A 24,900-nucleotide genomic window follows, 5' to 3' on the forward strand; every position below is an offset into this window, starting at 1 on the left:
GCAGGACATGCTGACGATTCCCCGACTTTGCCTGTCCGGCCCGAGCGAGGGATGGAAAGCGCCTGGTCTCACCGCCCCCCATTCCTGCGTCTGGCGCTTTTCTTCCTCGCCTATGTGCTCGCCTGCGGCTTCGCCCAGTCGCTCGCGGTGGTGCCGGGAACCGGTATTTCCATCTGGCCTCCGGCCGGGCTGTTCATCGCGACCCTCATCCTCGCCTCCCGACCCAGCTGGCCATGGTGGATACTGGCGGGCTGCCTGGCGGAGATGTTCAGCAATGTACTGTGGTTCCATAGTCCGCAAGCTGCGGCCTTCCTGATCTATGTCGGCAACGCTCTCGAAGCGATGGTCGCGGCATGGCTCGTCAACCGGACTTTAAAGTTCCCTGTTCGGCTCGAAACTCTGCAGGAAGTGACCGCATTCGTCGTCATCAGCGCCGGAATTGCGCCAACCGTCAGCGCGACCATCGGAAGCGCCACGCTTGCCTGGTTCAGCATCCAGTCGCAATCCTTCCTGACGGCTTGGCCCTTATGGTGGATCGGAGACGCGACCGGTGTCCTGATCGTGGCGCCGCTGGCGCTGGTTCTGTTCCACAGCTGGCGCGGCAAGACCCAGCTTTCTATCGGGCAATGGGTGGAAGCAGCCGTCCTGGCGCTGATCTTTCTCGGCGTCGCCACGCTTTCGCTGAGTGGCTATCTCCCCTTCGCCTATATCATCATGCCGCCTCTTCTCTGGGCCGCGGTCCGCTTCGAATTCAAGGGAGCGGCGGTGTCGCTCGCCCTCCTCGCCCTGATCACCGCCGTCTTCACGATAACCGGAGCCAGCCAGTTTGCCGGCGATCCGGAGTCCCAAAGACACAATCAGGTCATGCTGCAGCTTTTTCTGGCGATCTCGGCATTCTCAGCGCTGATCGTCGCCGCCATATCGCGTCAGCATCAGCTGGCGGTGCTTTCGTTGCGTCAGAGCGTGGAAGCGCTCAGCGAAAGGGAACGGGAACTGTCGCAGCTCGTGGACATGGTGCCGAGCCATGTCTGGCGGCTGACGCGCGAGGGCGAACCGACCTTCTTCAACAAGCGTATGGTCGATTTCCTCGGCCTTGACGTAGGGGACTCCGACAAGCCGGATATGAGCCGGCTGGAAGCGCTTTTTCAGGCCATCGTTCACCCCGATGATGCGGCCGAATTCAGCACGGCGCTCAGCCATTGCCTCGTCACCGGCGAGACCTTCGCCATGCGCTACCGGCTGCGCCGTGCTGACGGTGTTTATCGATGGATGTCGAGCCGCGCCGAGCCGCTGAGGGATCAGGCCGGCAACATCCTCCAATGGTACGGGCTTTGCCATGACATTGACGATCAGGTCCATGCCGAAGAGGCGGTCAGACAAAGCGAACGGCAGCTTCAGCAGATGATCGACGCCGTTCCGGTCCGCGTGTGGAGCGTGGAGCCGGCGGGCAGGTCGATCTACTTCAACAAACGCTACCAGGATCACTTCCGCGCCGTCATTGCCGAATTCGAAGCGATCGGCGAGCCCAGCATCGAAGATCTGCTGCAGCAGCTGATCCATCCCGAGGATGCCCCCGAGGTTCAGCATACGCTGCGGAACTGCTTCGAAACCGGCGGCGGTACGGTGATGCGGTTTCGCTGGCTCGAACAGGACGGCGTCTACCGCTGGGCCGAATGCAGAGTGGAACCGCGGCGCGATGATGATGGAAACGTCGTGCAGTGGTACGGGGTTTCTCTCGACGTCGACGAAGAGGTGCGTGCGCTGGAGGCCTTGCGTGACCGCGAGCGCGAGCTCTCGCAGCTCGTGGACATGGTCCCGGTTCACATTGCCCGCATGGCGCCCAACGGCGAACCGACGTTCTTCAGCAGGCGTACACTGCAATCCATCGGGGTGGATGATGTCGCAGCCTGGGACAAGCCTGATATCAGCCGCTCGGCGGCCATCATCGGGGCGACCGTGCATCCCGAGGATGGACCCCGCATGAGAGAGGTGCTCGCGCGCGCGCTTGCGACCGGGGAGCCCTATACAATACGATATCGCCGGCGTCGGGCGGACGGCGAATATCGCTGGATGGAAGGCCGAGCCGAGCCGTTGCGGGATCAGAATGGAGCGATCGTGCAATGGTACGCGGCTGCGATCGACATCGATGACGAGGTGCGCGCGCAACAGGCTCTGCGTGAGCGGGAACGGGAGTTATCGCAGCTCGTCGATATCGTGCCGAGCCTTCTCTGGCGCCTGAATGCGGAGGGGGAGCCGACCTTCTTTAATAAGCGGCTGATCAATTTTCTCGGTCCCGATATTGCAGACACAGGCAAACCGGGCACGAACCGATTGTCCGCCATCATTAAAGCCGCCATCCATCCCGACGATGCGGAAAGCCTTGGCGAGGCGCTGAGGCATTCCTTCGCCACCGGCGAGCGCTTCTCCAAACAGTATCGCCTGCGGCGCGCCGATGGCATCTACCGCTGGGTCAGAGGCAGCGCGGAGCCGCTGAGGGACGAAAGCGGGCGGATCATTCAATGGTACGGCCTGACGCATGACATAGACGATCAACTGCGCATCGAGGAGGAGTTGCGCGAGAGGGAACGGTCGCTCTGGCAGATCGTCGAAACACTGCCTGCGATGATCGATTGTGCGGCTCCGGATGGAGAACCGGTATACCGCAACCCTCAACTGCGCGACTTCCTCGGATATAAGCTCGAAGAGCTTGATGGAACGGGAAAAACCCGGCTGGACGGCACACTCGATGCCGGCGTTCATCCCGACGACTTGGCGAGTGTCAAAGAGAACTATGCCCATTCATTGCGCACCGGCGAGCCCTATGCGCGCCGGCATCGTCTGCGGCGGTTCGATGGCGAATATCGCTGGGTCGAGACGCGGGCTGCGCCGATGCGCAATGCCGAAGGCGTGATCGTCCAGTGGAATGTCATCTGCCTCGATATCGACGCCGAAGTTCGGGCAGAGGAAGATCTCCGTCAGGCGCGAGAGGGCCTTGCAAGGTCGAGTCAGGTGGCAAGCCTTGCCGAACTCTCGGCCTCCATCGCCCATGAGGTGAACCAGCCGCTCGCAGCCGTCGTCGCCAACTCGCATGCCTGCCAGCGCTGGCTGATGGCCGAACCGCCGAATCTTGAGCGAGCGCAGCGGACGGTCGAGCGCATTATCCGCGACGCCAATTCGGCCGCGGATGTCGTCAGCCGCATCCGCGCCCTGTTCAAACAATCCGCAGACAGGAGGGTACAAACGGCGCTTTCGGGCATCGTCAACGAAGCGCGTAACCTCATGGCCGACGAGATGGCGCGCCGTCGCGCCCGCATGGAGGTGGAGGTCGATGGCAACCTTCCGCTCATCGCCATCGATCGCGTCCAAATCCAGCAAGTTCTGATCAATCTCATCCGCAACGGCATCGAGGCGATGGACGCCATTGCCGGCGACAGGGTGATCGAGATGCGTGTGCGTCATGTGGGAAATGCCATCCCGACCGAAATCAGCGACCGCGGCGAGGGAATCGAATTCCCCGAGAAGATGTTCGAGCCTTTCTTCACGACCAAGGAAAACGGCATGGGCATGGGGCTGGCGATCTGCCGCTCGATCGTCGAGCTGCATGGCGGACGATTGTGGGCAGAGAAGAACAATCCGCACGGAGCGACGTTGATCTTCACATTGCCCATTGAAACAAAGGCGGCGTCATGACGGCGGACGATCATATTGTCTTCATCGTCGATGACGATGAACGTATCCGGGAAGCGCTCGGCGAGCTGCTGGACTCGCATGGCATACGCGCCATCGCCTTCGAGTCGGCCCGCGACTATGTGCAAGCGGACAAGCCGGATGTTCCCGCCTGCCTTATCCTCGATATCGAACTGCCCGATATCAACGGCCTCGACCTGCAGAGGCAGATCGCCGACGGCGATCATCCGCCGATCGTCTTCATCACCGGACATGGGGACATCCCCTCCTCCGTGCGCGCCATCAAGCGCGGCGCGGTGGATTTTCTCACCAAGCCGTTCAGCGATGAGCACCTTATGGCGGCAATCCAGGCGGCGATCGCCCAGGATCGGGAAAAGAGGGCCGAGCGCGCCGAACTCGGCATGCTGAGACAACACTATCTCGACCTGACACCGCGCGAACGTGAGGTGTTGCCGCTCGTCGTCAGCGGCCTCCTCAACAAGCAGGCGGCGGCGGAACTGGGGATCAGCGAAGTCACGCTGCAGATCCACAGAAGAAACGTGATGCAGAAGATGGCGGCGGCATCGCTCGCCGACCTCGTGCGCATCGCGGAGAAACTGGAAATACCGATAACCCACTCGCGCCGCGTGGGAGGGAATTGAACATGAACAAGACAAGACATGTCGTGGCGATTGTCGATGACGATCCAAGACTCCTTGAATCGATGAGCGACCTTCTGGAATCGGCGGGCTATGTCGCCCGCGGCTTCTCGTCGGCAGGCTCGCTGCTCGTCAACGGGCTGTCGGACCTGGATCTGCTCATCACCGACATCGGAATGCCCGGCATAGACGGCTTCGAACTTCGTGATCTCGTCAGGAAATCCCGTCCGGAGCTGCCGGTTTTCCTGATCACGGGCCGTCACGAGATCGCGGATCAGGGCCGCGCTCAAGGCGCCGGCGGATTCTTCCGCAAGCCATTCGATGCCCAGGCCCTGATCGCGGCCATCGCCAATGCCTTGCACAAATCGAGAGATGGAGGGTGACATGAGGGTTGACCAGCCGTTCGTTCGTAGATCGGCGCCTTTGTCAGCGCAGCGTGAACGTGAAGAGGATCAGCCGCTCGTCATGATCGTGGACGACGACGCCTCCATTCGCGAGGCGCTGTCGGAGCTGATCCTGTCGGCTGGTTTTCAGCCGGTCAGCTTTGCTTCGACCCGCGACCTGCTCGACGCGGATATATTGGACAGACCCGGCTGCCTGATCCTCGATGTGCGCATGCCGGGGGCAAGCGGTCTCCACCTGCAGAGCCATCTGGCCGAGAACGGCATTGCCAAGCCGATCATCTTCCTGACCGGCCATGGCGATATCCCGATGACCGTCCAGGCGATGAAAGCCGGCGCCGTGGACTTCCTCACCAAGCCGGCGCGGGACCAGACGCTGCTCGATGCCGTGACAGCAGCCATCGTCATGGACGGCGAACGACGAGCGGAAGCGGCGATCGCCAATCGCAATATCGAACGGCTGGAGACGCTGACGCAGCGCGAGCGCGAGGTTCTGCACGAAGTGGCACGCGGGCGCCTCAACAAGCAGATCGCCTTCGACCTTGGCATCAGCGAGGTGACGGTCAAGCTGCATCGCAGCAATGTCATGCACAAGATGGAGGCCGCCTCGATCGGCGAACTGATCCGGGCCTGGGAAACATTGCCGGCACAGATGCGTCAGGTTGGGGCGCGTTAGCTTTTAATCAAGGAGCCAGGAACGCCGGCTGTCCATTTGATGCACGCCGTATCCGATTCACGCCAAAAAAGAGGATGCGGCGCCGGTAATGGGTTTCGGCCCCGCACGCTTGCGTTATCTCTAAATTAAAGTTCGGGGATATGACATCGTACCCGGCTTTGGTTCCCCAAAGGAGATCTCGCCTTGAACAATCAATCGTCAGTCGCGCCTTCCCCTAAAACCAATGCCTTCGACAACGAAGCAAACTTCCTGTCGGCCATGGGGAATGCCAAACGGCTTCACATTCTGCATCTGTTGACCGAAGGAGAAATGTCCGTAACCGTCCTGGCTGACGAAGTGGGGTTGAGCCAATCTTCGACGTCTCAGCATCTGGCAATTCTTCGAGACCAGGAACTCGTGCAAACACGAAGGGCTGCGCAGACGATCTACTATTCACTTCAATCTGACGGGGTCAGGGCAATGCTCGATACGCTCGCTGACATCTTCGGATCGCATCGTCGTACGGCGGCAGAACGTGCCCGAGCCGTGGGCACCTAACGCCATTGGCGGAACGCTGATCTTGCCGCTCATGATTGGTCTCCCAATCTGCTGACATGCCTCGGCATCGATCGCTGATGTACGTTTGATATATGCCTCCTAGACGACAGTGTGATTACGCCTTCATTGCAAATGGAGATAATCAATCGCATCAGGAACGGCCCGGCGCATGGAGGCGATCATGGACGTATATGAGGCAGTCACAAGCCGACGGTCGGTGCGCCGATTTAAAGACCAGCCTGTGGCGATGGAGATACTCGAGCGCGTGCTGGCCGCTGCGGCTTGGTCGCCGTCGGGATCGAACATCCAGCCGTGGAATACCTACGTGATCACCGGTGTGCCCCTGACCGAACTCAAGACATCAGCTGTCGAGCGCGTGGCGCATGGCGACGCCTGGGACAAGCGGCAGTACGAGATGTACCCCTCCGTGCTGAAGCCCCCCTACGGCGAGCGCCGCTCCGCCTTCGGCAAGGAGCGCTACAGCGCGCTCGGCATTGCGCGTGAGGACTGGGAGGCGCGCCAACGGGCAGCAATCGCCAACTGGAACTGCTTCGGCGCGCCCGCCGCCCTGTTCTGCTACATCGACCGCGACCTGGGCCTGCCCCAATGGGCCGACGTCGGCATGTATCTGCAGACCGTCATGTTGCTGCTCCGCGCCGAAGGACTGCACAGTTGCCCGCAGATGGCGTGGTCGCAGGTTCGCGAGACGGTCGCGGAGGTCCTGTCACCCCCGGACGGACTGATCCTCTTCTGCGGCATGTCGATCGGCTACGAAGACCCTGCCGTAAGTTACGCCCGTACGGGCCGCGCGCCACTGGCCGAGACGGTCACGTTTATCGGCGAATAGTTGCTTGTGCCCAAAGAACAGAGACCCCGTCGAGAATTCCGCGTATGATAGGTCTTCTATCATGCGGGATACTGGAGAACACCATGACCACGCATAAAGTAGGCTATCTTGTCGGCAGCCTCGCCAAGGGCTCGATCAACCGCAAGCTCGCCAAGGCGCTGGTGCGCGTCGCCCCACCGGAACTTGAAATGTCGGAGATATCCTTCAAGGACCTGCCGCTCTACAGTTACGATTACGACGCCGACTACCCTCCGGCCGGCAGGGCATTCAAGGCGGCAATCGCGGCCGTCGACGCCGTGCTGTTCGTGACGCCCGAATACAATCGATCCATTCCCGGCGGGCTGAAAAACGCAATCGACTGGGCGAGCCGCCCCTACGGCACCAACTCGTTCACACGCAAGCCGTCGGCGGTGATCGGCACGTCGCCGGGCGCCATCGGCACAGCCGTCGCCCAGCAGAATTTGCGCAGCGTGCTCAGTTTCTGCAACTCTCCGCAAATGAATGCTCCGGAAGCCTACATCCAGTTCACTCCGGGGCTGATCACCGATGACGGCGAGGTCACGAACGAGGCCACGGCGGAATTCCTCCGCAAGTTCATGCAGGACTTCCATCTCTTCATCGCGAGGGTTCGCTCAGTGTTGCCGAAAGATGCCTAAGGGCGCATGGAATGGGATCGCAATGTTCCTACAATGCCTGCAAACGTCGCCCAGGGAGCTGGCTGCCTCATTCCGGCGGCCAACTCTGGTTTAGCATGTAACACCCTCAGGCGAAGGCATAAGAGCCGTCCGGCCGCTTCGGCACGCGCCGCTGCCAATGGATATAGCCTTCCTCCTCCATCGCCTTTTCATCCATCTCGACGCCCCAGCCGGGCCGGTCGGGGCGCAGTTCGAGATAGCCATCCTTCGGCAGATAGGGGTCCACGACATAGCGTGTTTCCCCCTGCCGCTTCTCGATGTCGAGGCCGCCGTAGACATAGGCCTGGCCCTTTGGCAGCCGGTATTCGAGGATGCGGAAATTCTGGGCCGCGGCCGAAAAATGCACATTGACCGCCGTCGCCAGCGGCCCCATCGGGTTGTGCGGAGCGACGCCGACGAAATAGGCTTCGGCCAGCGTGGCGATGCGGCGCATTTCGCTGATGCCGCCGACGACGCAGATATCGGGCTGGATCAGGTCGGCGCCCTTGACCTGTAGCAGCCGCAGAAATTCGTTCCTGTTATAGAGCGACTCGCCGGTTGCGAGCACGCAATTGAGCCCCTGCTTCAGGTCGCCCCAGGCCTCGATGTTCTCGGGACGCAGCGGCTCTTCGTAGAACAGCGGATCATAGGGCGCCAGCGCATTGCCGAGTTGCCTTGCGGCGATCGGTTCGAAAATCTTGGCATGAGCATCGAAGGCAATCTCGTATTCGTCATTCACCGTCTCGCGAAGCGAGCGGAAATAGTCGGCCGAGGCTTTTACGACATTGCCCCAGCGATGAGCATGCATGTCGATACGCCAGGGGCTGAGCTTGAAGGCAGTGAATCCCCATTCCTCCTTCAGGCGATCGAACTCGTCCCGGGCGGCCGGCGCGTCGGGGGCGGTGTAGACCCCGGCATAGACCTTGATGCGGTCGCGCACCTCGCCACCCAGCAGCTTGTAGACCGGGACATTCGCGGCTTTGGCCGCCAAATCCCACAGGCAATGGTCGAGCGCGGAAATCGCAGCAAGGCCGAGTGCGCCCGGCGGGAAGCGGCTTTGCTGGATCAGCAGGTTGACGAGATAATCGACGCGTGTCGGGTCCTGGCCGGAGAGAAAGCCGTAGAGATAATCGAGCAGCGGCGGCAGCGCCTTGTCGGGGCCGTGATTGTAGCATTCGCCCCAGCCCGTCAGCCCGTCATCGGTGTCCAGTGCGACGATCACGCGGGGTCGGTCCTTGTCACGGGTCATGAACACCCGCATGCGGTCGATCTTCATCATTCTGTCCTTCTAGCGATTGAAATAACTGCGGCGCGCCACGCGCGTCTGCACGTAGAGATGCTCGTTGTAGGTTCCGGGATTGTAGGATCCGGCGGCCTCCGGCACGGGAACGGAGACGTTGCCGCCGCTCGGAAAGCGGGCGACGAATTCCTCGTCGATATCACAGCCGAGCCCGGGGGCATCGGGAACGGCGATCAGCCCATCGACCTGCTCGGGATGCGGCACAATCGTCCGGCGGCGGCCGTCCCAGTCGTCGTCCAGCCGCTCGAGGATGAGCGCGTTCGGAATGGCGGCCAACAGATGCAGGGCTGCATATTCCGCCACTGGTCCGAGCGAGCCAGAATGCGGTGCCATCTGGATGTGATGGGCTTCGGCCATGGCCGCGATCTTCTTCATCTGAGTGATGCCGCCGGCCCGGCCGGTATCGGGCTGAATGACATCGACCAGCTCTCGTTCGATGAGCTCGCGCTCGCCAAAGATGGTTGCCGAGCGTTCGCCGGCGGCAAGCGGCACATGAGCGGCGTCGCGAATGCGCTTGTAGCCTTCGAGATTGTCGGGCGCGATCGGATCTTCCACCCACATCAGTTCATAGGGTTCGAGCGCCCGCACCAGGCGGCAGGCGTCCGCAGGGGTCAGCCATGGCGGACCGTGCAGGTAGATGGCGATGTCCATATCGTCGCCGACCGCCTCGCGCAGTGCTGCGACCTTGCGAACAGGATCGGCCACGCCACCGCACTTGATCGCCTTTATGCCACGCTGCTTGATCGCAAGCGCACGTTCGGGCGTGTTGGCATGCGAATAGATCGGGATCCTGTCGCGCACCTTGCCGCCGAGCAACATCCAGACCGGCACGCCGAGCGCCTTGCCCTTGATGTCCCAGAGCGCCATGTCGATGCCAGTCATCGCGCCGCCTCCGACCGTACCGAGCATGCCGTGACCCATCATCGCAATATGCAACTTCTGCCACAGGCGCTCGATATGGGCCGGATCTTCGCCGATCAGGAGCGGCGCCAAATCATGGATCGCCGTCTCGATAACGCGCGGCCAGCCGGAGCATTCGCCGATGCCGGTGATGCCCTCGTCGGTGTCGATCTTCAAAAACAGCCAGTTCCTCGTGCCCCGCAGCTGCGTTGACGCCCCCTCTCCCGAACGCTCATCCGAAGCCCATTTCGACGGATCGGGCTGACCTGCATGCATGAGAAACGTTCTGATGCCGGTGATCTTCATCGCTGAGCGCTCCCGTTCTTCAGAGTGTCGGGAGCGACATAACGGAAGCGCCGCGAACGGTCGCGGTCGCGTGGATCCGGCCGCGGAATGGCCGATATCAGCGCTTGCGTGTAAGCATGCTCGGGCGTGCGGCAGACCTTCTCCGCCTCGCCGATTTCGACGAGCTGGCCCTTATACATGACGCCGACGCGGTCGCACATGTAGCGGATGACGCCGATGTCATGGCTGATGAAGATATAGGCGAGCCCGAGTTCGTCCTGTAGGCGCATTAGGAGATCGAGCACCTGCGAGCGCACGGAGACGTCGAGCGCCGAGGTCGCCTCATCGGCGACGATGACGCGCGGATTGAGGGTGATGGCGCGGGCAATGCCGATGCGCTGGCGCTGGCCGCCGGAGAAGGCATGCGGATAGCGTTCGCGGGCCCTGGGATCAAGGCCGACCTGCTCCATCAGGTGGCAGACGCGCTCGTCCAGCGCCCGTCCCTTTGCGATGCCGTTGACGAGCAAGGGTTCACCGATGATCTGGGAGACGGTCATGCGTGGATTGAGGGAGCCGAAGGGATCCTGGAACACCATGCGCAATTCGCGGCGCGCGGCGGCAAGCGTCTGGCCTTTTGCCGTTGCCAGATCGATGATGCCGCCATCGGCGCGGCGATAGAGGATTTCGCCGGCGGTTGGATCGAGCAGCCGCATGATCGAGCGGCCCATCGTCGTCTTGCCGGATCCGCTTTCGCCGACGATGCCGAGCGTTTCGCCCGGCAAAAGCGAAATCGAGACGTCGTCGAGTGCTTTGACCTCGCCGAAATCCATCGAAAGATTACGCAATTCCAGGATTGGCGCCGCCGTCCGATCGAGCGGCGCCCGCGCCAGGCGAATCTCGGCCTTCTGCTCCAACTTCAGCACCGAACCAATCAACATGCGGGTATAGTCGTCTTTCGGAGCGTGAAAGATCTGCTCGACCGGCGCATATTCCTTGGCGACGCCATTGTGCATCACCAGCACATCGTCGGCGATCTGAGCCACGACGCCCATATCATGCGTGATGAAGAGAACGGCCATGCCGTTGGCCTTCTGCAGCCGGGCGATCAGGTCGAGAATTTCGGCCTGCGTCGTCACGTCGAGGGCCGTGGTCGGCTCGTCGGCGATCAGCAGTTGCGGCTTGCAGGCGAGCGCCATGGCGATCATCGCGCGCTGGCGCATGCCGCCGGAATATTGGAATGCATATCGATCCAGCGCTTTTTCAGGCGCGGGAATTTCCACCTGTTTGAGCAGCGATATAGCTTCGGCACGCGCTTCCGCCTTGCTCATTCTCGTGTGAAGGCGAAGCGCCTCGATAATCTGGTTGCCGACGGTGTGGATGGGCGACAGCGACGACATCGGCTCCTGGAAAATCATCGCGATATCGCGGCCGCGGATCGCCCGGATCTGGCGCCCGCGCGGATTGAGGCTGGTCAGATCGATGGAGCCGCCCTTCGGGTGGTTCAATGTGATCGAACCGCCGGCAATGCGGCCGGGCGCGTCGACAATCTGCAGGATCGAGCGCGCCGTCACCGACTTCCCGGATCCGCTTTCACCCACCACGCAGAGCGTCTTGCCCGGCTCAATTGTAAAGGACAGGTCGCTGACGGCGCGAAAGACGCCGGTGCGCAGCGGGAATTCGACGGTGAGGTTCTTCACCTCGAGCAGCGGCCTGCCGGCAATGGGAACGATGTCGGTCATGCCGGCCTCATTTGTTGTAGGGATCGGCCGCGTCGCGCAGACCGTCGCCGAGGAGATTGAGCGCCATGACGGCGACCACGACAGCGCAGCCTGGCAGGAAGAGCCAAGGCGCCGTAGCGATCGAGCGAATATTCTGGGCTTCGCGCAAAAGCACGCCCCAGGAAATGGTCGGCGGCTGCAGCCCGAGCCCCAGGAAGGAGAGAGAGGTTTCGGCCAGAATCATCGCCGGCACCGCGAGCGTGATCGACGCGATGATGTGGCTGGCAAAGCTCGGCAGCATGTGGCGAAAGATGATGCGGCCTTCACGAACGCCATCCAGCCTGGCTGCAGCGACGAATTCCTCGGTGCGCAGGGATAGGAAGCGGCCGCGAACGACGCGGGCGAGCTGAGCCCAGCCGGTCAGCGACAGGATGATCGTGATCATCATATATTGCAGCGTCGCCGGCCAATCCTGCGGCAGGGCCGCAGCCATGGCGAGCCAGATCGGGATCGTCGGCAGCGACAGCACGAAGTCGATTACACGCTGCATGAAGAAATCGATGCGGCCACCGTAATATCCGGAGATGCCGCCGATCACGATGCCGAGCATCAACGACAGGAAGACGCCGACGAGGCCGATCGACAGCGAGACCTGCGAACCCTGAACCGTCCGACTGAAGACATCGCGCCCAAGCCGGTCGGCTCCGAAGAGAAGCAGCGGCGTCGTCTTGTCGGGCGAGGCGATCAGATGGATGTTGGTGTTGAACAGGCCGAACACGGAATATTCATAGCCGCGCCCGAAGAGCTGGACGTCGAGGCGCTTCGTCGTGTCTTCCTTGAAGATGGCGGCGAGCGTTTCCGGATCGCGAGTCAGCTTCATCGGATAATAATGCAGGCCGAAGGAAAACCCGTTCTCGGTATCGATCAGATGCACTTTCTGCGGCGGGTGGAAGGTCGCCCGCGCATTTTGCAGGTTCGGATCGTTGATGGCGAAGAAGCCAGGAACCAGGGCAACGAGGTACATCATCACGGTGACGACGAGCGCCACCATGGCCAGTTTGTGGCGGCGAAAAGCCCACCAGATCAGCTGCCACTGCGATGCGACGGCGGCCCGATCCGGCTGAATGTTTGTAACGGCGATGTCGGCCATATCAGGCTCCTATTCCAACCGGATGCGGGGATCGACCAGCGCAAGCAGGATGTCGCTGATCAGAGAGCCTATCAGCGTCAGCGCGCAGATCAGCAGAACGAAGGCGCCGGCCAGATACATGTCCTGGGCCATCAGCGCCTGCAGCAGCAAGGGTGCGGCCGTCGGCAGGTTGAGGACGATGGCGACGACGACCGAGCCGGAGATGAGATTGGGCAGCAGCCAGGCAATCGTCGAGATGAACGGATTGAGCGCGATCATCATCGGATATTTCATCAGCAGGCGGAATTCCGAGAGCCCCTTTGCCCGGGCCGTCGTCACGTAAGGCTTCGGCAGCTCGTCGAGCATGTTTGCGCGCATGACGCGGATGAGGCTCGCCGTCGAGGAGACGGCAAGGATGATGACGGGAAGCCAGAGATGCGAGAAGAGATCGCCCATCTTGGCAAAGCTCCAGGGTGCATTCTCATATTGCGGCGAAAACAATCCCCCGACGTCCTGGCCGAATTCGACCGCCGCGATATACATCAGCACCAGCGCCAGCAGGAAGGACGGAACGGCCAGACCGAAAAAGGTGAAGGCGGTGAAGAAATAGTCGCCGATCGAGTATTTGCGGACGGCGGAAAAGACACCGATCGGCAGGGCGATTGCCCAGGTGGCGATCAATGTCGAGAGAGCCAGGACGAGGGTCAGCGCCATGCGCTCCCAGATCAGATCCGACACCGGCTGCTGCCATTCGAAGGAAATGCCGAAATCGCCGCGCGAGAGGATGCCCCAGATCCATTTGAAATATTGGATGAGCATGGGGTCATCGAGTCCGAAGCGTTCGCGCAATTGTGCCGCGGTGTTCTGATCGACGATTTCATTGGAGGCCGCCAGCGTCGCAATATAGGTCGTGACATAGTCGCCCGGCGGCAGCTGGATCAGCACGAAAGCGAGGAAGCTGACGGCAAAGAGCGATGGAATCATCCATAGCAAGCGTTTGGCGATAAAGACCAGCATGGGCGCCTCTTGCATTGAGTACCGCCCTCAGGGCCTAACCGGCTCTCATCGCCGGCAGGGCATCGGAAGGCGAACCGGAGAAAGCGCCGTACCGTCGGTACGGCGCTCGATCAAAATCAGCTCGTGAAGGTGAACTGCTGCGGCATCGCAGGTCCCGGATTGGGCCAGGACCAGCTATCCGGCTGCTTCTCGGGAACATTGCGCAGATTATTGCGGATGATGCCGAAGCCGCCGACCGCAAGGCAAAGTCCGACGGTCTCGAATTCCTCCGCCGCGATGTCGAAGATCTGCTTCATGATCGCGCCGCGTTTGTCGAGATCGGCCGTCGAACGCGCTTCGTCGAACAGTTTCATGCGCTTCTTTTGGCTTTCCGGTGGCTCTTCGCCGCGCGCGCCGTTGGACGTATACCAGAGCGTCCACGGAATGGCGTAACGCGACCCCTGCGGATGGAAGGCGAAGAAATCGCGAGGGTCGAGCATTGGATCGAGACCACCCGGCCCTGGCCACACCTGCGCATCATGGGCATTGTCGTCGCCGCGGGTATAATAGAGCGCCCGCTCGATCGTATTGACCTTCATGTCGATACCGATCTGCGACCAATGCGACTTGACCAGCTCCAGGGCATCGACGAGATCGGGATAAAGCGTCGGAATGACGTCGACCGAGAAGAACACCTTCTGACCGTCGGGCCGAACGCGAAAGCCGTCGGGCCCCTTCTTATAACCGGCCTGATCAAGCATCGCGCCTGCCTTATCGGCGTCATATTCGGTGAATTGACGCGCATATTTCTCGTGGTACCAGGGATGGGTCGGGCGCGGCCCGGCCTGGTATGGCTCGCTCTGCCCGAAATAGACGATATCGATAAGTTCCGGGCGATTGATGCCGATCGAGAGCGCCTGCCGGAACGCCTTGTCCGCAAACATCTTGCGCATGGCAGGATCTTTGTGGGTGATGTTGAAGTAGATCTGGCACTGCTGCGAGGCCGAAGGCACGAGCGTCAGCAGACGATAATCGCCCTTCTGCATGTTCTGGGAGAGCGTCGGCTTGTTGGCCAGCACGCTGATGTGACGTTCCTGAATGTCGATCTTTCCGGAGATGACGTTCAGCATCAGCGATTCGACGTCCTGCGAAATGCCGAAATTGATCTCATCGATGTAGGGAAGCTGGTTGCCTGCCGTATCGACTTGCCAGAAATAGGGGTTCCGGGTCATGACGACGCGCGTGGCGCCGCCGACATAAGGCTCCTTGACCACCCAGGGATCGAGTGTCGGCTTGTCGACATTGCCCCAGCGCGTCGGAATTTCGATGTCGCCGCAGCGGTTGCGGAAGAGCTCCGTCCAGCTGGTGACGCCTGCCTTCTTGGCATCGGCCTCGATGTTGGGATTGTACTTCGGCAGGAACTGGCTGCAGTAATGCTTCGGGAAGAGCGTCGGATGCTGACCGAGCGGCGTGGCAAGGTTCTCGAGATAAAGCGCGTTGGCCGCCGCGAAGGTGAATTTCACCGTATAATCGTCGATCTTCTCGACGGTGACCGGCTTGCCGGCAACGGCTAGCTGCGCCGGCGTCGCGCTGTAAAGCTCGGTGTTCTTCACGCAGTCTTCGATCGCGAAAACAACGTCGTCGGCCGTGAACGGGTGGCCGTCTGACCAGCGCACGCCTTCGATCAGATGGAAGGTGAATTGAGTCGCGTCGTCGCTGACTTCCCAGCGTTCGGCGAGGTTCGGCTGCACGGCGGTGAATTCCAGATTCCAGCGCACGAGGCTCTGGTTGCCAACCATGCGCAGAATGCCGTTATGGTCAGATGAACCGCGCAGGCCGCGGCGCAACGTGCCGCCATAGGTGCCGACCTTCTCGAACGGCGTTACCACCATCGGCTTCTTCGGCAGGCGCTCGGCCAGCGGCGGCAGTTTGCCGTCTTTGACCAGTTGCGCCAGCGCAGGCGCTTCCCCGCCGGCGGCGAAGGCACGACCGGCGATGGACAGTGCTGCAGCACCAGCCATGCCGCCGAGAACGGCGCGGCGGGTGACACCGCGAGACAGAATTTCATTGGGCATCGATTCCTCCCCTTTTATGCCGGCACAGGCGGGCTCCCGACCTGCCGTTTTGCGCCCTCCTCGGCGCTGGAACGAAACCATAGACACGTTCTCAAATGATTACAAGAGTTGACAGATAATTACAGATTCGATAGCCATGTCGTATCAGACACAACGCCAAGCCATTGGCAATCCTGCCTTGGATAGGGAAAGAAGACAGACCTGTCAGAAGCTGTATACAGGCCGCATCGCGGCCGGTGACGGCGCGGCGCCATCCCGGCGCATGGTCGAGAAGGCATATCCGGCTTCTGCTCGCCGGACGAAGAGCCGACGGGGCGAATTCGCCACTTGGCGGGGGAGAAAAGAGCGATAATGACGTTTGCAGTCGATGCCGTTTCAAACCGGGGCGCAACGCGCTTCAGCGACATCATCTACGAGAAGATCGTAGGGATGATCGCGGACGGCAACTTTCCCGTGAATGAACGGCTGCCGTCGGAAACCAGGCTCGCCGCCGATTTCGGCGCATCGCGACCCGTTGTGCGCGAAGCGCTCGAACGTCTGAGGGCCGACGGCCTCGTCGTTTCCCGCAAGGGCTCTGGTTCCTATGTCCGCCAGCGGCCGGATTCGTCGATGCTGAAAATGGTCCCGGTCGGCTCGCTTGCCGATGTCCAGCGGTTCTTCGAATTCCGCGCCGGTCTTGAGGCCGAAGCTGCGGAGCTTGCCGCGCGAAACTGGCAGCCGGCCGACAAGGAGCGGATAACGGCCGCACTTCTCTCGCTTGAGCAATGTCTGCGCAACGGCGAGCTTGGCGCCGAGGAGGATCAGGCCCTTCACGACGCAATTGCGGCGGCGACAGGCAACCAGTTTCACATCACCGTGCGCGAATGGTTCAAGCCGCATTTCGCCATCGGCCATTCCGTAACGCGAAGCCTGAGCTTGAAACGGACTCCGGAGCAGATCCGCAGCGTTCAGGACGAGCATGCGGTCATCGTGGAGGCGATCTTCGCGCGGCGGGAAGCCGAAGCGCATGATGCGATGAAGACACACATACTGAATGCGCGCGCCCGCATGTTTCAAGGGGTTTGAGCGACAATGGGAGGAAGGACGATGAGACGGATTGCCATGACGGGTGCCGCCGGACGTGTTGGGACGCTGCTGCGCCCGTTTCTCCGGCAGCATGTTGAGCATCTCCGCCTGATCGATATTCATGAGCCTGCGGATCTGGCCGAGAATGAAGGCTTCGTTGGCGCCGATCTGTCAAACCTCGAAGAGGCAACGGCCGCTTTGGGCGGCATTGACTGTGTCGTTCATCTCGCCGGTCTTGCGGGCGGCGTTGATATCAACGCGATATTGCAGGCGAACGTGCTCGGCACTTACAATCTCTACGAGGCCGCCCGGATCAACAAGGTCGAGCGCGTCGTCTACGCCTCAAGCAACCATGCGACCGGCTTTTATCCCCGCGGCGAGGTCATTTCGCCGCTCGATCCCATGCGCCCGGACAGTCCCTACGGACTTTCCAAATGCTGGGGCGAGCTGGTGGCGGGGCTTTATTACGACACATCGGGCATCCGCTCCCTTTCCATCCGCATCGGCAATGCCGGCACCTACCCCAACAGCGAGCGCACGATCGCGATCTGGATCAGCGCCCGGGATCTGGCGCAACTGGTGCGGATCGGCCTCACCCATCCGCAGATCGCCGCAACGGTTGTTTACGGTGTTTCCGACACCGACACGAAATGGTGGGACAACGATCTGGCGACGCGGCTTGGCTACCAGCCGCAGGATCGGCCGCGTGATCACGCCCGTATCGAGGACGGAGCGGAGGGGCGGGTCGCCCGCTCGTTCCAGGGCGGCGGTTTCTGCGAATTCAATCACGACGGCAACATCCGCATGCGCGATGCCGAGGGCCTCGTCAAAGATCTGGAGACGGTCTCGTGACGGCGCCGCGCATCATTGAACCGAAGATCCGTTCCGTGCTGCAGCAACCGCTGACGGTCGGTGAATCGCCCGTATGGGACGAGGAAACCGGCGCCCTCTGGCTTGTCGACATCCTGGCGCCGGCAATCCTGCGACTTTCCCCGCAAGGCAAGGTCGATCGTTTCGACATGCCGGCTGCAGTCGGCAGCCTCGGGCTCTGCCGCGACAACAGGATCATCGTTGGTCTGCAGACGGGCGTCCATCTCTTTGATCCCGTCTCAGGCGATATCGAATTTCTCTGCGATCCGGTCGGGCGCGACATCAATGGCCGCCTCAACGACGGCAAGGTCGGCCCGGATGCGCATTTCTGGGTCGGCTCGATCAGCGAGGCCAAGCCGCAGATGAATGACGCGGCGCTCTTCCGTGTCGGCGCCGATGGCAGCACGAGGACGGTGGCAACGGGACTGACGAGCTCCAACGGCCTTGCCTGGTCGCCGGACGGCCGGCGGATGTATCACTCCGACAGCCGACAGTGTTTTCTGCAAGCCTTCGATTTCGATCCCGCAACGGGTGAGCTCGGCGAAGGACGCCGCCTTCTCAGTTTCACGGAGGAACAAGGGCGGCCGGACGGGGCGACGACCGATCGCGATGAATTCTACTGGAGCGCCGGCGTTTCCGCCGGCCGCCTGAACAGAATATCGGCCGACGGCGAAATCGTCGAAATCTACATTCTGCCGGTCGCAGCACCGACAATGCCGTGTTTCGGAGGGCCGGATTTCACCACCCTCTACGTCACGAGCCTGTCGAGCGACCGCACCGGACGTTTCGAGGCTGGCACGGTCATCGCCTTCGATGTCGATGCGGAGGGGCTGCCGCCCTTCCGTTTCGGCTGACGATCAACTGGAAGAAAAGCGAACGGGGGAGAAAAATGAGCATCGCGATCATGCGCAAGGCGCTTAGGGGCGTGTCGGGCGTTCCCGTCACGGCTTATGACGCCGGGGGTGAAGTCGAGCCCCGGATTACCGCGAAGGTCTATGAGCGGGTGGCCGTGGCCGGCATTCACAACATCGTCGCGGCCGGCAATACCGGAGAATTCTATGCTCTGACGCCGCAGGAGATCCGGATCGTCCACGAGGCGGCGGTATCGGGAGTCGACGGCCGGGCGCCGGTGACGGCGGCGATCGGTCGGTCGCTGCGCGAAGCGATCGGCATGGCCAGGGATGCGTCCGCGATCGGCGCATCGGCGGTCATGTCGCATCAGCCCGTCGATCCTTTCGCGGCACCATCGGCCCAGATCGATTATTTCTGCAATCTCGCCGATGCTTCCCCCCTGCCGCTCGTCGCCTATGTCAGGGCGGAAGGCTTCAGCGTCGCCGAGATCGTCCGCCTCGCCAACCACGGCAATATTGCCGGCATCAAGTTCGCCACGACTGATCTGATGCTGCTGTCGCGGGCGATCCCCGCGGCCGATCCGAATGGCGCGCTGTTTGTGTGCGGCCTGGCGGAGAGCTGGGCGCCGACATTCACCGCAGCCGGCGCGCGCGGCTTCACCTCGGGCCTCGTCAACGTCGCACCGAAACTTTCGCTTGCCGTGCACGAAGCGCTTGAAAAAGGCGATTTCGCCGCGGCGAGATCGATCGTCAACAAGCTCGAACCCTTCGAGCGGATGCGCACCAAGTTCCGCAACGGCGCGAACGTCACCGTCGTGAAAGAGGCCGTCACCTATTCCGGCCTCGATGTCGGCCCGGTGCGCGTGCCGGGATTGCCGCGGCTCGACGCGCAGGATCGCGACGAGCTACATCGGCTGCTTCGAGGCTGGGAGGCCGAGGGCGATATCCAAACGGACCGGCAGGACGTGAAGGCAGCCGGCTAAGTTCGAACATCATTCCCGCAAGCAACAGGATTGGGAGGTCTTGAGATGCTGAAACAGCTACTGACGACGATCGCTATGACAGGCGCCCTGATGGCGGTGCAGCCGAGCTTGGCGGCATCGCCGCCCAATATGCTCGTCATAGGCACGAATCTGACCGGCATCCGCACGCTCGATCCGGCCCAGAACAATGCCCGCACGGTCTCCGAGCTGATCTCGAACCTCTACGATAACCTCGTGCAACTGTCGCCGGACGATTTGAAGACGCTGAAGCCGATGCTGGCGACGCAATGGAGCGTATCGCCCGATGGCAAGATCATCACGCTGACCCTGCGCGACGACGCGGTCTTCCAGAGCGGCAACAAGGTGACCGCCGAGGACGCGGCCTGGTCGATCCAGCGTGTCATCAAGATGGGCCAGGTCGGCTCCACCGACGTCGCGCTCTGGGGCTTCACGGCCGATAACGTCGAAAAGCTCGTCCGCGCCAAGGACGAACACACGCTGGAGATCGAGCTGCCGCAGGCGGTCAATACCGACCTGGTGCTCTATTCGCTGGCAGGCTCCTCGATCGGCATCGTCGACAAAAAGACGGTGCTGTCGCATGAGGCGAACGGCGATTTCGGCGGCGCCTGGCTCTCGGCCAATTCCGCCGGCAGCGGCCCGTTCACTCTGGCGCAATGGCGGCCGAACGACGTGGCGATCTTCAATGCGCAGCCGAAATACTGGGGCGGCAAGCCCGCCATGGCCCGCGTCGTCGCGCGCCACATTCCGGAATCCGGCAATCTCAGGCTTCAGCTGGAGGCCGGCGACGTCGATGTCGGCCAGTATGTGGCGAGCGGCGATCTCGATGCACTCTCCAGCAACAAGGATATGGTCATCGACAACGTTCCGGGTCTCGGCTTCTATTACATAGCCCTGAACCAGAAAGACCCTGACCTGCAGAAGCCGAAGGTTCGCGAGGCCTTCCAGCACGCCTTCGACTGGAAGGCGATCTCCGGCAACATCATGCGCTACACCGGCTTTCCCTGGCAGTCGATGATCCCGCGCGGGATGATCGGCGCTCCCGAAGAGGCTGCGGTCCGCTATGACTACGATCCCGCCAAGGCCAAGCAGCTGCTGGCGGAGGCCGGATATCCCAATGGCCTGAAGAAAGTGCTCAATCCGTCGGGGGCACCAACCTTACCCTTCGCGGAAGCGCTGCAGGCGAGCGCACGAGCCGCCGGCTTCGATCTCGATCTCGTACCCGGCGAATTCACGCCCGCCTTCCGCGAGCGCAAATTCGAAGTGCTGCTCGGCAATTCCGGCGCCCGCCTGCCCGATCCCTTCGCCGTCGCCACGCAATACGCCTTCAATCCCGACAATAGCGACGAGGCACGCCTGGGCAGCTATTATCTCTGGCGTACCGGCATGAAAGTGGACGAGCTCAACACGCTCATCGATCAATCGATGAAGGAGCGCGACACGGGCAAACGCACCGATATCTTCAAGAAGATGGACGGCATCTATGCCGGCATGGCTTCCCCGCTCGTCATCTTCTTCCAGCGAACCGACCCCTATGTCATGCGCGCCAACGTGAAGGGCTATCACGGGCACACGACCTGGTCGACGCGCTGGCATGATGTGACCAAGGAGTAGAGCGCGTGGCGAGCGCCGATCTGACATCGAAGCGGGAGGCGAGCCGCCGCTCGGCGGAGGGCGGGTTCGCCGATGCGGCCCCGCACCCTCTGATCAGCCTGCTACGGCGTCTGGCGGGGCGGGTGGTGGCTGTCGTCACGACGCTGCTCGGCCTGCTCTTCCTCACCTTCTCGATGGGCCGCCTGCTGCCCGCCGACCCGGTGCTATCAATCACCGGGGCGGAGGTCAGCAAGGAGGTTTACGATCGGGTCTATAACGAGCTGGGGCTCGGCCAGCCGATATGGATGCAGTTTCTCTCCTATGTCGGCAAGATCGCCACAGGTGACCTCGGCATGTCGGCGACGACGGGACAGCCGATCCTGACCGATCTAATGGCGATCTTTCCCGCGACCATCGAGCTTGCCATCATCGCCATGATCATCGGCGCAATTATCGGCATCCCGCTCGGCATCACCGCCGCCGTTAGGCGGGGGACCGTGATCGACCACATCGCCCGCATCGTTGCCCTTGCCGGCCATTCCATTCCGATCTTCTGGACCGGTCTGATGGCGCTCTTCGTCTTCTATGCGAAGCTGAAGCTGGTCGGCGCATCGGGCCGGGTCGACGTCTTCTACGAAGGCCTCGTCACACCGATGACCGGCTTCCTGCTGATCGATGCTGCGACACAGGGCCAATGGGACGTATTTTACAACGCGCTCGGCCACATCATCCTGCCGGCGGCGATCCTCGGCTATTACTCCGTCGCCTATATCAGCCGCATGTCGCGAAGCTTCATGCTGGAACAGCTGAGCCAGGAATACATCATCACTGCGCGGGCGAAGGGACTCGGCACCCGCAAGGTAGTCTGGCGCCATGCTTTTCGGAATATCCGCGTGCAGCTCCTGACGATCCTGGCGCTGACCTTCGGCGGCCTGCTCGAAGGCGCGGTGCTGATCGAGACGGTTTTCGGCTGGCCGGGGCTTGGCCAATACCTCACCCGCGGACTGCAGATGAACGACATGAACGTCGTGATGGGCTCGGTGCTGACGATCGGCGCCGTGTTCCTGACGATCAACATCCTGTCCGACGTGCTCTATCGCATCCTTGATCCGAGAACACGGTGACGCAATGACGATCTCCACCGAAGACGCAGACAGCAGCAACGCCGGCGGCTTTCGCGGATGGCTGCTGGCGCCGGAGCCACAGGGCTGGTTCCACTCGTCGGCGCAGCAGCTCCATCAGGGCTGGCAGAAGTTCAGCCTGCATCCGCTGGGACTGGCGGGCCTCATTGTCATCGTGCTCCTGATCGTGGTGGCGACCTCAGCCCCCCTGCTGACGGGCTACGATCCGATCATCCAGGATATGGCCGGTCGGCTTGCGCCGCCGTCGGCCGAGCACTGGCTCGGCACCGATAATTTCGGCCGCGACGTCTTTTCTCGGGTGATCTACGGCGCGCGCACGACGCTCTACATCATCATGCTCGTCACGATCATCGTCGCCCCCCTCGGCCTGCTGATCGGCACATTCTCGGGCTATTTCGGCGGAATCGTTGATGAAATCCTGATGCGCATCACCGATATCTTCCTCTCATTCCCAGGCCTCGTGCTGGCGCTCGGTTTTGCCGCAGCGCTCGGTCCGGGCATTACCAACGCAATCATCGCCATTTCGCTGACCGCCTGGCCGCCGATCGCGCGGCTGGCGCGCGCCGAGACGCTCAGCCTGCGCAAGGCGGATTATATCGCCGCCGTACGCTTGCAGGGCGCGACCTCGCTCGCAATCATCACCCGCCACATCCTGCCGATGTGCATTCCCTCGGTGATCGTCCGCGTCACGCTCAACATGGCCGGCATCATCATCACCGCCGCCGGCCTCGGCTTTCTCGGCCTCGGCGCACAGCCGCCATGGCCGGAATGGGGCTCGATGGCCGCAAGCGGGCGCGAATTCATGCTCGACAGCCCGTGGGTGATCGCTGCGCCCGGCATCGCCATTGCGCTCGTCAGCCTCGCTTTCAACCTCGTCGGCGATGCGCTTCGCGACGTCCTCGATCCGAGGGGGGCGGAATGACCGAGCTGATCGATATCCGCAACCTCGAAATCGCCTATACCGGCGGCCATATGCGCGCCGTGCGCGGCGTGAGTTTTACGCTCGGACAGGAAAAACTCGGCATCGTCGGCGAATCCGGATCGGGCAAGTCCACCGTCGGCCGCGCCATCATGAAACTCCTGCCGCCGACGGCTGAGGTCAGCGCCGAGCGGATGCGCTTTGGTGAACTGGATCTGCTGAAGGCGGACGAGAAAACGATGATGACGATCCGGGGACGGCGCATCGGGCTCATCCTACAGGATCCGAAATATTCGCTCAATCCGGTCATGCGGGTCGGCGAACAGATCGCCGAGACCTACAGCCTCCACCATCCCAAGGAGAGTGCTAGGAAGGCTTACGGCCAGGCGCTCGAAATGCTCGAAGCCGTCCAGATCCGCGATCCCGAGCGCGTCGCCCGTCTCTATCCGCACGAAATTTCGGGCGGGATGGGCCAGCGCGTGATGATCGCCATGATGCTGATCGCGGAACCAGAAGTGCTGATCGCCGACGAGCCGACGTCGGCGCTCGACGTGACGGTGCGGCTCGAGATCCTGGCCCTGCTCGACGAGCTCGTCTTGCGCCGCAATCTCGGCCTGATCTTCATCAGCCACGACCTCAATCTCATCCGCAATTTCTGTGACCGCGTCCTCATCATGTATGCCGGCCGCGTCGTGGAAGTGCTCGAGGCGCGTGATCTCGACAAGGCGAAGCATCCTTATACGCAAGGGCTGCTGGCATCGCTGCCGAAGATCGAGGATCCACCGGCGCGGCTGCCGATCCTGAAGCGTGATCCCGCCTGGCTTGACGATTTTGCAGTGGAGCCGCCGCGATGATCCGGATCGACAATCTCACCATCCGCTTCGGGCAGGGGCAAAGGCCTGTCGTCAGAGACGCCAATCTCGCCGTCGAGAGCGGCACGGCCTTCGGTCTCGTCGGCGAATCCGGCTGCGGCAAATCCACGGTTCTGCGGGCGCTTTCCGGCCTCAACGCCGATTATGACGGGCAGATCGCGCTCAATGGCGAAACGCTCGACCGGCAGCGCAGCCGGCCGTTCTTCCGCCGGGTGCAGATGGTGTTCCAGGATCCATACGGATCGCTCCATCCGCGCAAGACCATCCGGTCGCAGCTGCAGGAGCCCTTGCGCAACCAGGGTCTGGACAGGAATTCCGTCGATGTGAACGCCGTGCTCAGATCCGTCGGCCTCGACCCGGCGCTAAGCTACCGGTTTCCGCATCAACTCTCCGGCGGGCAGCGCCAGCGCGTGGCGATCGCCCGCGCCCTGATGCTGAACCCCGACGTCCTGCTTCTCGATGAACCGACGTCGGCGCTCGACGTCTCGGTCCAGGCCGAAATCCTCAATCTGCTGCAGGACCTGCGCAAGGAGCGCGGCCTCACCTATCTCCTCGTCAGCCACGACCTCGCCGTCGTCTCCCACATGTGCAGCCGGGTCGCCATCATGGAAGCGGGTGAGATCGTCGAACAGGTCGATATCGAGGCCTTGCGAAGAGGCGCGGTCGAACATCCCTATTCGCAGCGCCTGCTGCGGGCGAGCAGGATGTACGGCAGGGGTTAGCC

22 protein-coding genes are annotated in these 24,900 nt (G+C 62.0%); 16 read left to right on the plus strand and 6 right to left on the minus strand.

The window, feature by feature from the left end:
- Positions 1-51 precede the first annotated feature (51 nt).
- The 7 genes from AMK00_RS28575 (at position 52) to AMK00_RS28605 (ending at position 7,442) form a co-directional block, all read left to right on the plus strand.
- Positions 52-3,690, plus strand: coding sequence for a PAS domain-containing protein (locus AMK00_RS28575; RefSeq protein ID WP_064812566.1), 3,639 nt, complete (start codon positions 52-54; stop codon positions 3,688-3,690).
- On the plus strand, positions 3,687-4,328 hold the full coding sequence (locus AMK00_RS28580; RefSeq protein WP_064812568.1) for a response regulator transcription factor: 642 nt from the start codon (positions 3,687-3,689) through the stop codon (positions 4,326-4,328). The genes AMK00_RS28575 and AMK00_RS28580 overlap by 4 nt, the downstream gene beginning before the upstream one ends.
- A gap of 2 nt (positions 4,329-4,330) precedes the next feature.
- On the plus strand, positions 4,331-4,708 hold the full coding sequence (locus AMK00_RS28585) for a response regulator (protein WP_064812570.1): 378 nt from the start codon (positions 4,331-4,333) through the stop codon (positions 4,706-4,708).
- Position 4,709: 1 nt separating this feature from the next.
- Positions 4,710-5,402 carry a response regulator transcription factor gene (locus AMK00_RS28590; protein ID WP_064812572.1) on the plus strand — a complete coding sequence of 231 codons (693 nt, stop codon included), beginning with the start codon at positions 4,710-4,712 and terminating at the stop codon, positions 5,400-5,402.
- A gap of 183 nt (positions 5,403-5,585) precedes the next feature.
- Positions 5,586-5,939, plus strand: coding sequence for an ArsR/SmtB family transcription factor (locus AMK00_RS28595; protein ID WP_064807491.1), 354 nt, complete (start codon positions 5,586-5,588; stop codon positions 5,937-5,939).
- Between the two features lie 181 nt (positions 5,940-6,120).
- Positions 6,121-6,786, plus strand: a complete 666-nt coding sequence (locus AMK00_RS28600; RefSeq protein WP_064813189.1) for a nitroreductase — start codon at positions 6,121-6,123, stop codon at positions 6,784-6,786.
- A gap of 83 nt (positions 6,787-6,869) precedes the next feature.
- On the plus strand, positions 6,870-7,442 hold the full coding sequence (locus AMK00_RS28605; RefSeq protein WP_064812574.1) for an NADPH-dependent FMN reductase: 573 nt from the start codon (positions 6,870-6,872) through the stop codon (positions 7,440-7,442).
- Positions 7,443-7,548: 106 nt separating this feature from the next.
- Here the strand turns inward: AMK00_RS28605 and AMK00_RS28610 are convergent, their stop codons facing one another.
- The 6 genes from AMK00_RS28610 to AMK00_RS28635 form a co-directional block, all read right to left on the minus strand.
- Positions 7,549-8,736 carry a galactarate dehydratase gene (locus tag AMK00_RS28610; RefSeq protein WP_064813191.1) on the minus strand — a complete coding sequence of 396 codons (1,188 nt, stop codon included), beginning with the start codon at positions 8,734-8,736 and terminating at the stop codon, positions 7,549-7,551.
- A gap of 12 nt (positions 8,737-8,748) precedes the next feature.
- Positions 8,749-9,966 carry a mandelate racemase/muconate lactonizing enzyme family protein gene (locus AMK00_RS28615; protein WP_064812576.1) on the minus strand — a complete coding sequence of 406 codons (1,218 nt, stop codon included), beginning with the start codon at positions 9,964-9,966 and terminating at the stop codon, positions 8,749-8,751.
- On the minus strand, positions 9,963-11,684 hold the full coding sequence (locus AMK00_RS28620; RefSeq protein WP_064812578.1) for an ABC transporter ATP-binding protein: 1,722 nt from the start codon (positions 11,682-11,684) through the stop codon (positions 9,963-9,965). The genes AMK00_RS28615 and AMK00_RS28620 overlap by 4 nt, the downstream gene beginning before the upstream one ends.
- A gap of 7 nt (positions 11,685-11,691) precedes the next feature.
- Complete coding sequence (locus AMK00_RS28625) at positions 11,692-12,813, minus strand: ABC transporter permease (protein WP_064812580.1); 1,122 nt, start codon at positions 12,811-12,813, stop codon at positions 11,692-11,694.
- A 9-nt stretch (positions 12,814-12,822) separates the two neighbouring features.
- Positions 12,823-13,809, minus strand: a complete 987-nt coding sequence (locus tag AMK00_RS28630; protein ID WP_064807967.1) for an ABC transporter permease — start codon at positions 13,807-13,809, stop codon at positions 12,823-12,825.
- Positions 13,810-13,925: 116 nt separating this feature from the next.
- Entirely contained in the window at positions 13,926-15,863 is a 1,938-nt protein-coding gene (locus AMK00_RS28635) for an ABC transporter substrate-binding protein (protein ID WP_064812582.1), read from the minus strand.
- 351 nt (positions 15,864-16,214) lie between these two features.
- Between AMK00_RS28635 and AMK00_RS28640 the strand changes: the two genes are divergently transcribed.
- From AMK00_RS28640 to AMK00_RS28680, 9 genes are read left to right on the plus strand one after another with little or no spacing between them, the layout of a single operon-like run.
- Complete coding sequence (locus AMK00_RS28640) at positions 16,215-16,928, plus strand: FadR/GntR family transcriptional regulator (RefSeq protein ID WP_064812583.1); 714 nt, start codon at positions 16,215-16,217, stop codon at positions 16,926-16,928.
- 21 nt (positions 16,929-16,949) lie between these two features.
- Positions 16,950-17,780, plus strand: coding sequence for an NAD-dependent epimerase/dehydratase family protein (locus tag AMK00_RS28645; RefSeq protein ID WP_064812584.1), 831 nt, complete (start codon positions 16,950-16,952; stop codon positions 17,778-17,780).
- Positions 17,777-18,652, plus strand: coding sequence for an SMP-30/gluconolactonase/LRE family protein (locus tag AMK00_RS28650; RefSeq protein ID WP_064812585.1), 876 nt, complete (start codon positions 17,777-17,779; stop codon positions 18,650-18,652). Before AMK00_RS28645 ends, AMK00_RS28650 begins: the two co-directional genes overlap by 4 nt.
- Before the next feature lie 35 nt (positions 18,653-18,687).
- Positions 18,688-19,632, plus strand: a complete 945-nt coding sequence (locus AMK00_RS28655) for a dihydrodipicolinate synthase family protein (protein ID WP_064812586.1) — start codon at positions 18,688-18,690, stop codon at positions 19,630-19,632.
- Positions 19,633-19,677: 45 nt separating this feature from the next.
- Complete coding sequence (locus AMK00_RS28660) at positions 19,678-21,264, plus strand: ABC transporter substrate-binding protein (protein ID WP_064812587.1); 1,587 nt, start codon at positions 19,678-19,680, stop codon at positions 21,262-21,264.
- 5 nt (positions 21,265-21,269) lie between these two features.
- Positions 21,270-22,367, plus strand: coding sequence for an ABC transporter permease (locus tag AMK00_RS28665; protein WP_064812589.1), 1,098 nt, complete (start codon positions 21,270-21,272; stop codon positions 22,365-22,367).
- 4 nt (positions 22,368-22,371) lie between these two features.
- A complete protein-coding gene (locus AMK00_RS28670; protein ID WP_064812591.1) occupies positions 22,372-23,307 on the plus strand; it encodes an ABC transporter permease in 936 nt (311 codons plus the stop codon).
- Positions 23,304-24,158, plus strand: a complete 855-nt coding sequence (locus tag AMK00_RS28675; protein ID WP_064812593.1) for an ABC transporter ATP-binding protein — start codon at positions 23,304-23,306, stop codon at positions 24,156-24,158. Before AMK00_RS28670 ends, AMK00_RS28675 begins: the two co-directional genes overlap by 4 nt.
- Entirely contained in the window at positions 24,155-24,898 is a 744-nt protein-coding gene (locus AMK00_RS28680) for an ABC transporter ATP-binding protein (protein ID WP_064812596.1), read from the plus strand. The genes AMK00_RS28675 and AMK00_RS28680 overlap by 4 nt, the downstream gene beginning before the upstream one ends.
- The last annotated feature ends 2 nt before the right edge of the window (positions 24,899-24,900 follow it).

Origin of the sequence: Rhizobium sp. N621 (assembly GCF_001664325.1) — a bacterium.
GTDB classification, from domain to species: domain Bacteria; phylum Pseudomonadota; class Alphaproteobacteria; order Rhizobiales; family Rhizobiaceae; genus Rhizobium; species Rhizobium esperanzae.

Bases quoted from the DNA above. Each gene is read 5' to 3' on its own strand.
- AMK00_RS28630 (WP_064807967.1), bottom strand. From the start codon at position 13,809: ATGCTGGTCTTTATCGCCAAACGCTTGCTATGGATGATTCCATCGCTC.
- AMK00_RS28580 (WP_064812568.1), top strand. From the start codon at position 3,687: ATGACGGCGGACGATCATATTGTCTTCATCGTCGATGACGATGAACGT.
- AMK00_RS28655 (WP_064812586.1), top strand. From the start codon at position 18,688: ATGAGCATCGCGATCATGCGCAAGGCGCTTAGGGGCGTGTCGGGCGTT.
- AMK00_RS28670 (WP_064812591.1), top strand. From the start codon at position 22,372: ATGACGATCTCCACCGAAGACGCAGACAGCAGCAACGCCGGCGGCTTT.
- AMK00_RS28675 (WP_064812593.1), top strand. From the start codon at position 23,304: ATGACCGAGCTGATCGATATCCGCAACCTCGAAATCGCCTATACCGGC.
- AMK00_RS28645 (WP_064812584.1), top strand. From the start codon at position 16,950: ATGAGACGGATTGCCATGACGGGTGCCGCCGGACGTGTTGGGACGCTG.
- AMK00_RS28620 (WP_064812578.1), bottom strand. From the start codon at position 11,684: ATGACCGACATCGTTCCCATTGCCGGCAGGCCGCTGCTCGAGGTGAAG.
- AMK00_RS28605 (WP_064812574.1), top strand. From the start codon at position 6,870: ATGACCACGCATAAAGTAGGCTATCTTGTCGGCAGCCTCGCCAAGGGC.
- AMK00_RS28625 (WP_064812580.1), bottom strand. From the start codon at position 12,813: ATGGCCGACATCGCCGTTACAAACATTCAGCCGGATCGGGCCGCCGTC.
- AMK00_RS28600 (WP_064813189.1), top strand. From the start codon at position 6,121: ATGGACGTATATGAGGCAGTCACAAGCCGACGGTCGGTGCGCCGATTT.
- AMK00_RS28585 (WP_064812570.1), top strand. From the start codon at position 4,331: ATGAACAAGACAAGACATGTCGTGGCGATTGTCGATGACGATCCAAGA.
- AMK00_RS28635 (WP_064812582.1), bottom strand. From the start codon at position 15,863: ATGCCCAATGAAATTCTGTCTCGCGGTGTCACCCGCCGCGCCGTTCTC.
- AMK00_RS28615 (WP_064812576.1), bottom strand. From the start codon at position 9,966: ATGAAGATCACCGGCATCAGAACGTTTCTCATGCATGCAGGTCAGCCC.
- AMK00_RS28680 (WP_064812596.1), top strand. From the start codon at position 24,155: ATGATCCGGATCGACAATCTCACCATCCGCTTCGGGCAGGGGCAAAGG.
- AMK00_RS28575 (WP_064812566.1), top strand. From the start codon at position 52: ATGGAAAGCGCCTGGTCTCACCGCCCCCCATTCCTGCGTCTGGCGCTT.
- AMK00_RS28640 (WP_064812583.1), top strand. From the start codon at position 16,215: ATGACGTTTGCAGTCGATGCCGTTTCAAACCGGGGCGCAACGCGCTTC.
- AMK00_RS28660 (WP_064812587.1), top strand. From the start codon at position 19,678: ATGCTGAAACAGCTACTGACGACGATCGCTATGACAGGCGCCCTGATG.
- AMK00_RS28590 (WP_064812572.1), top strand. From the start codon at position 4,710: ATGAGGGTTGACCAGCCGTTCGTTCGTAGATCGGCGCCTTTGTCAGCG.
- AMK00_RS28610 (WP_064813191.1), bottom strand. From the start codon at position 8,736: ATGAAGATCGACCGCATGCGGGTGTTCATGACCCGTGACAAGGACCGA.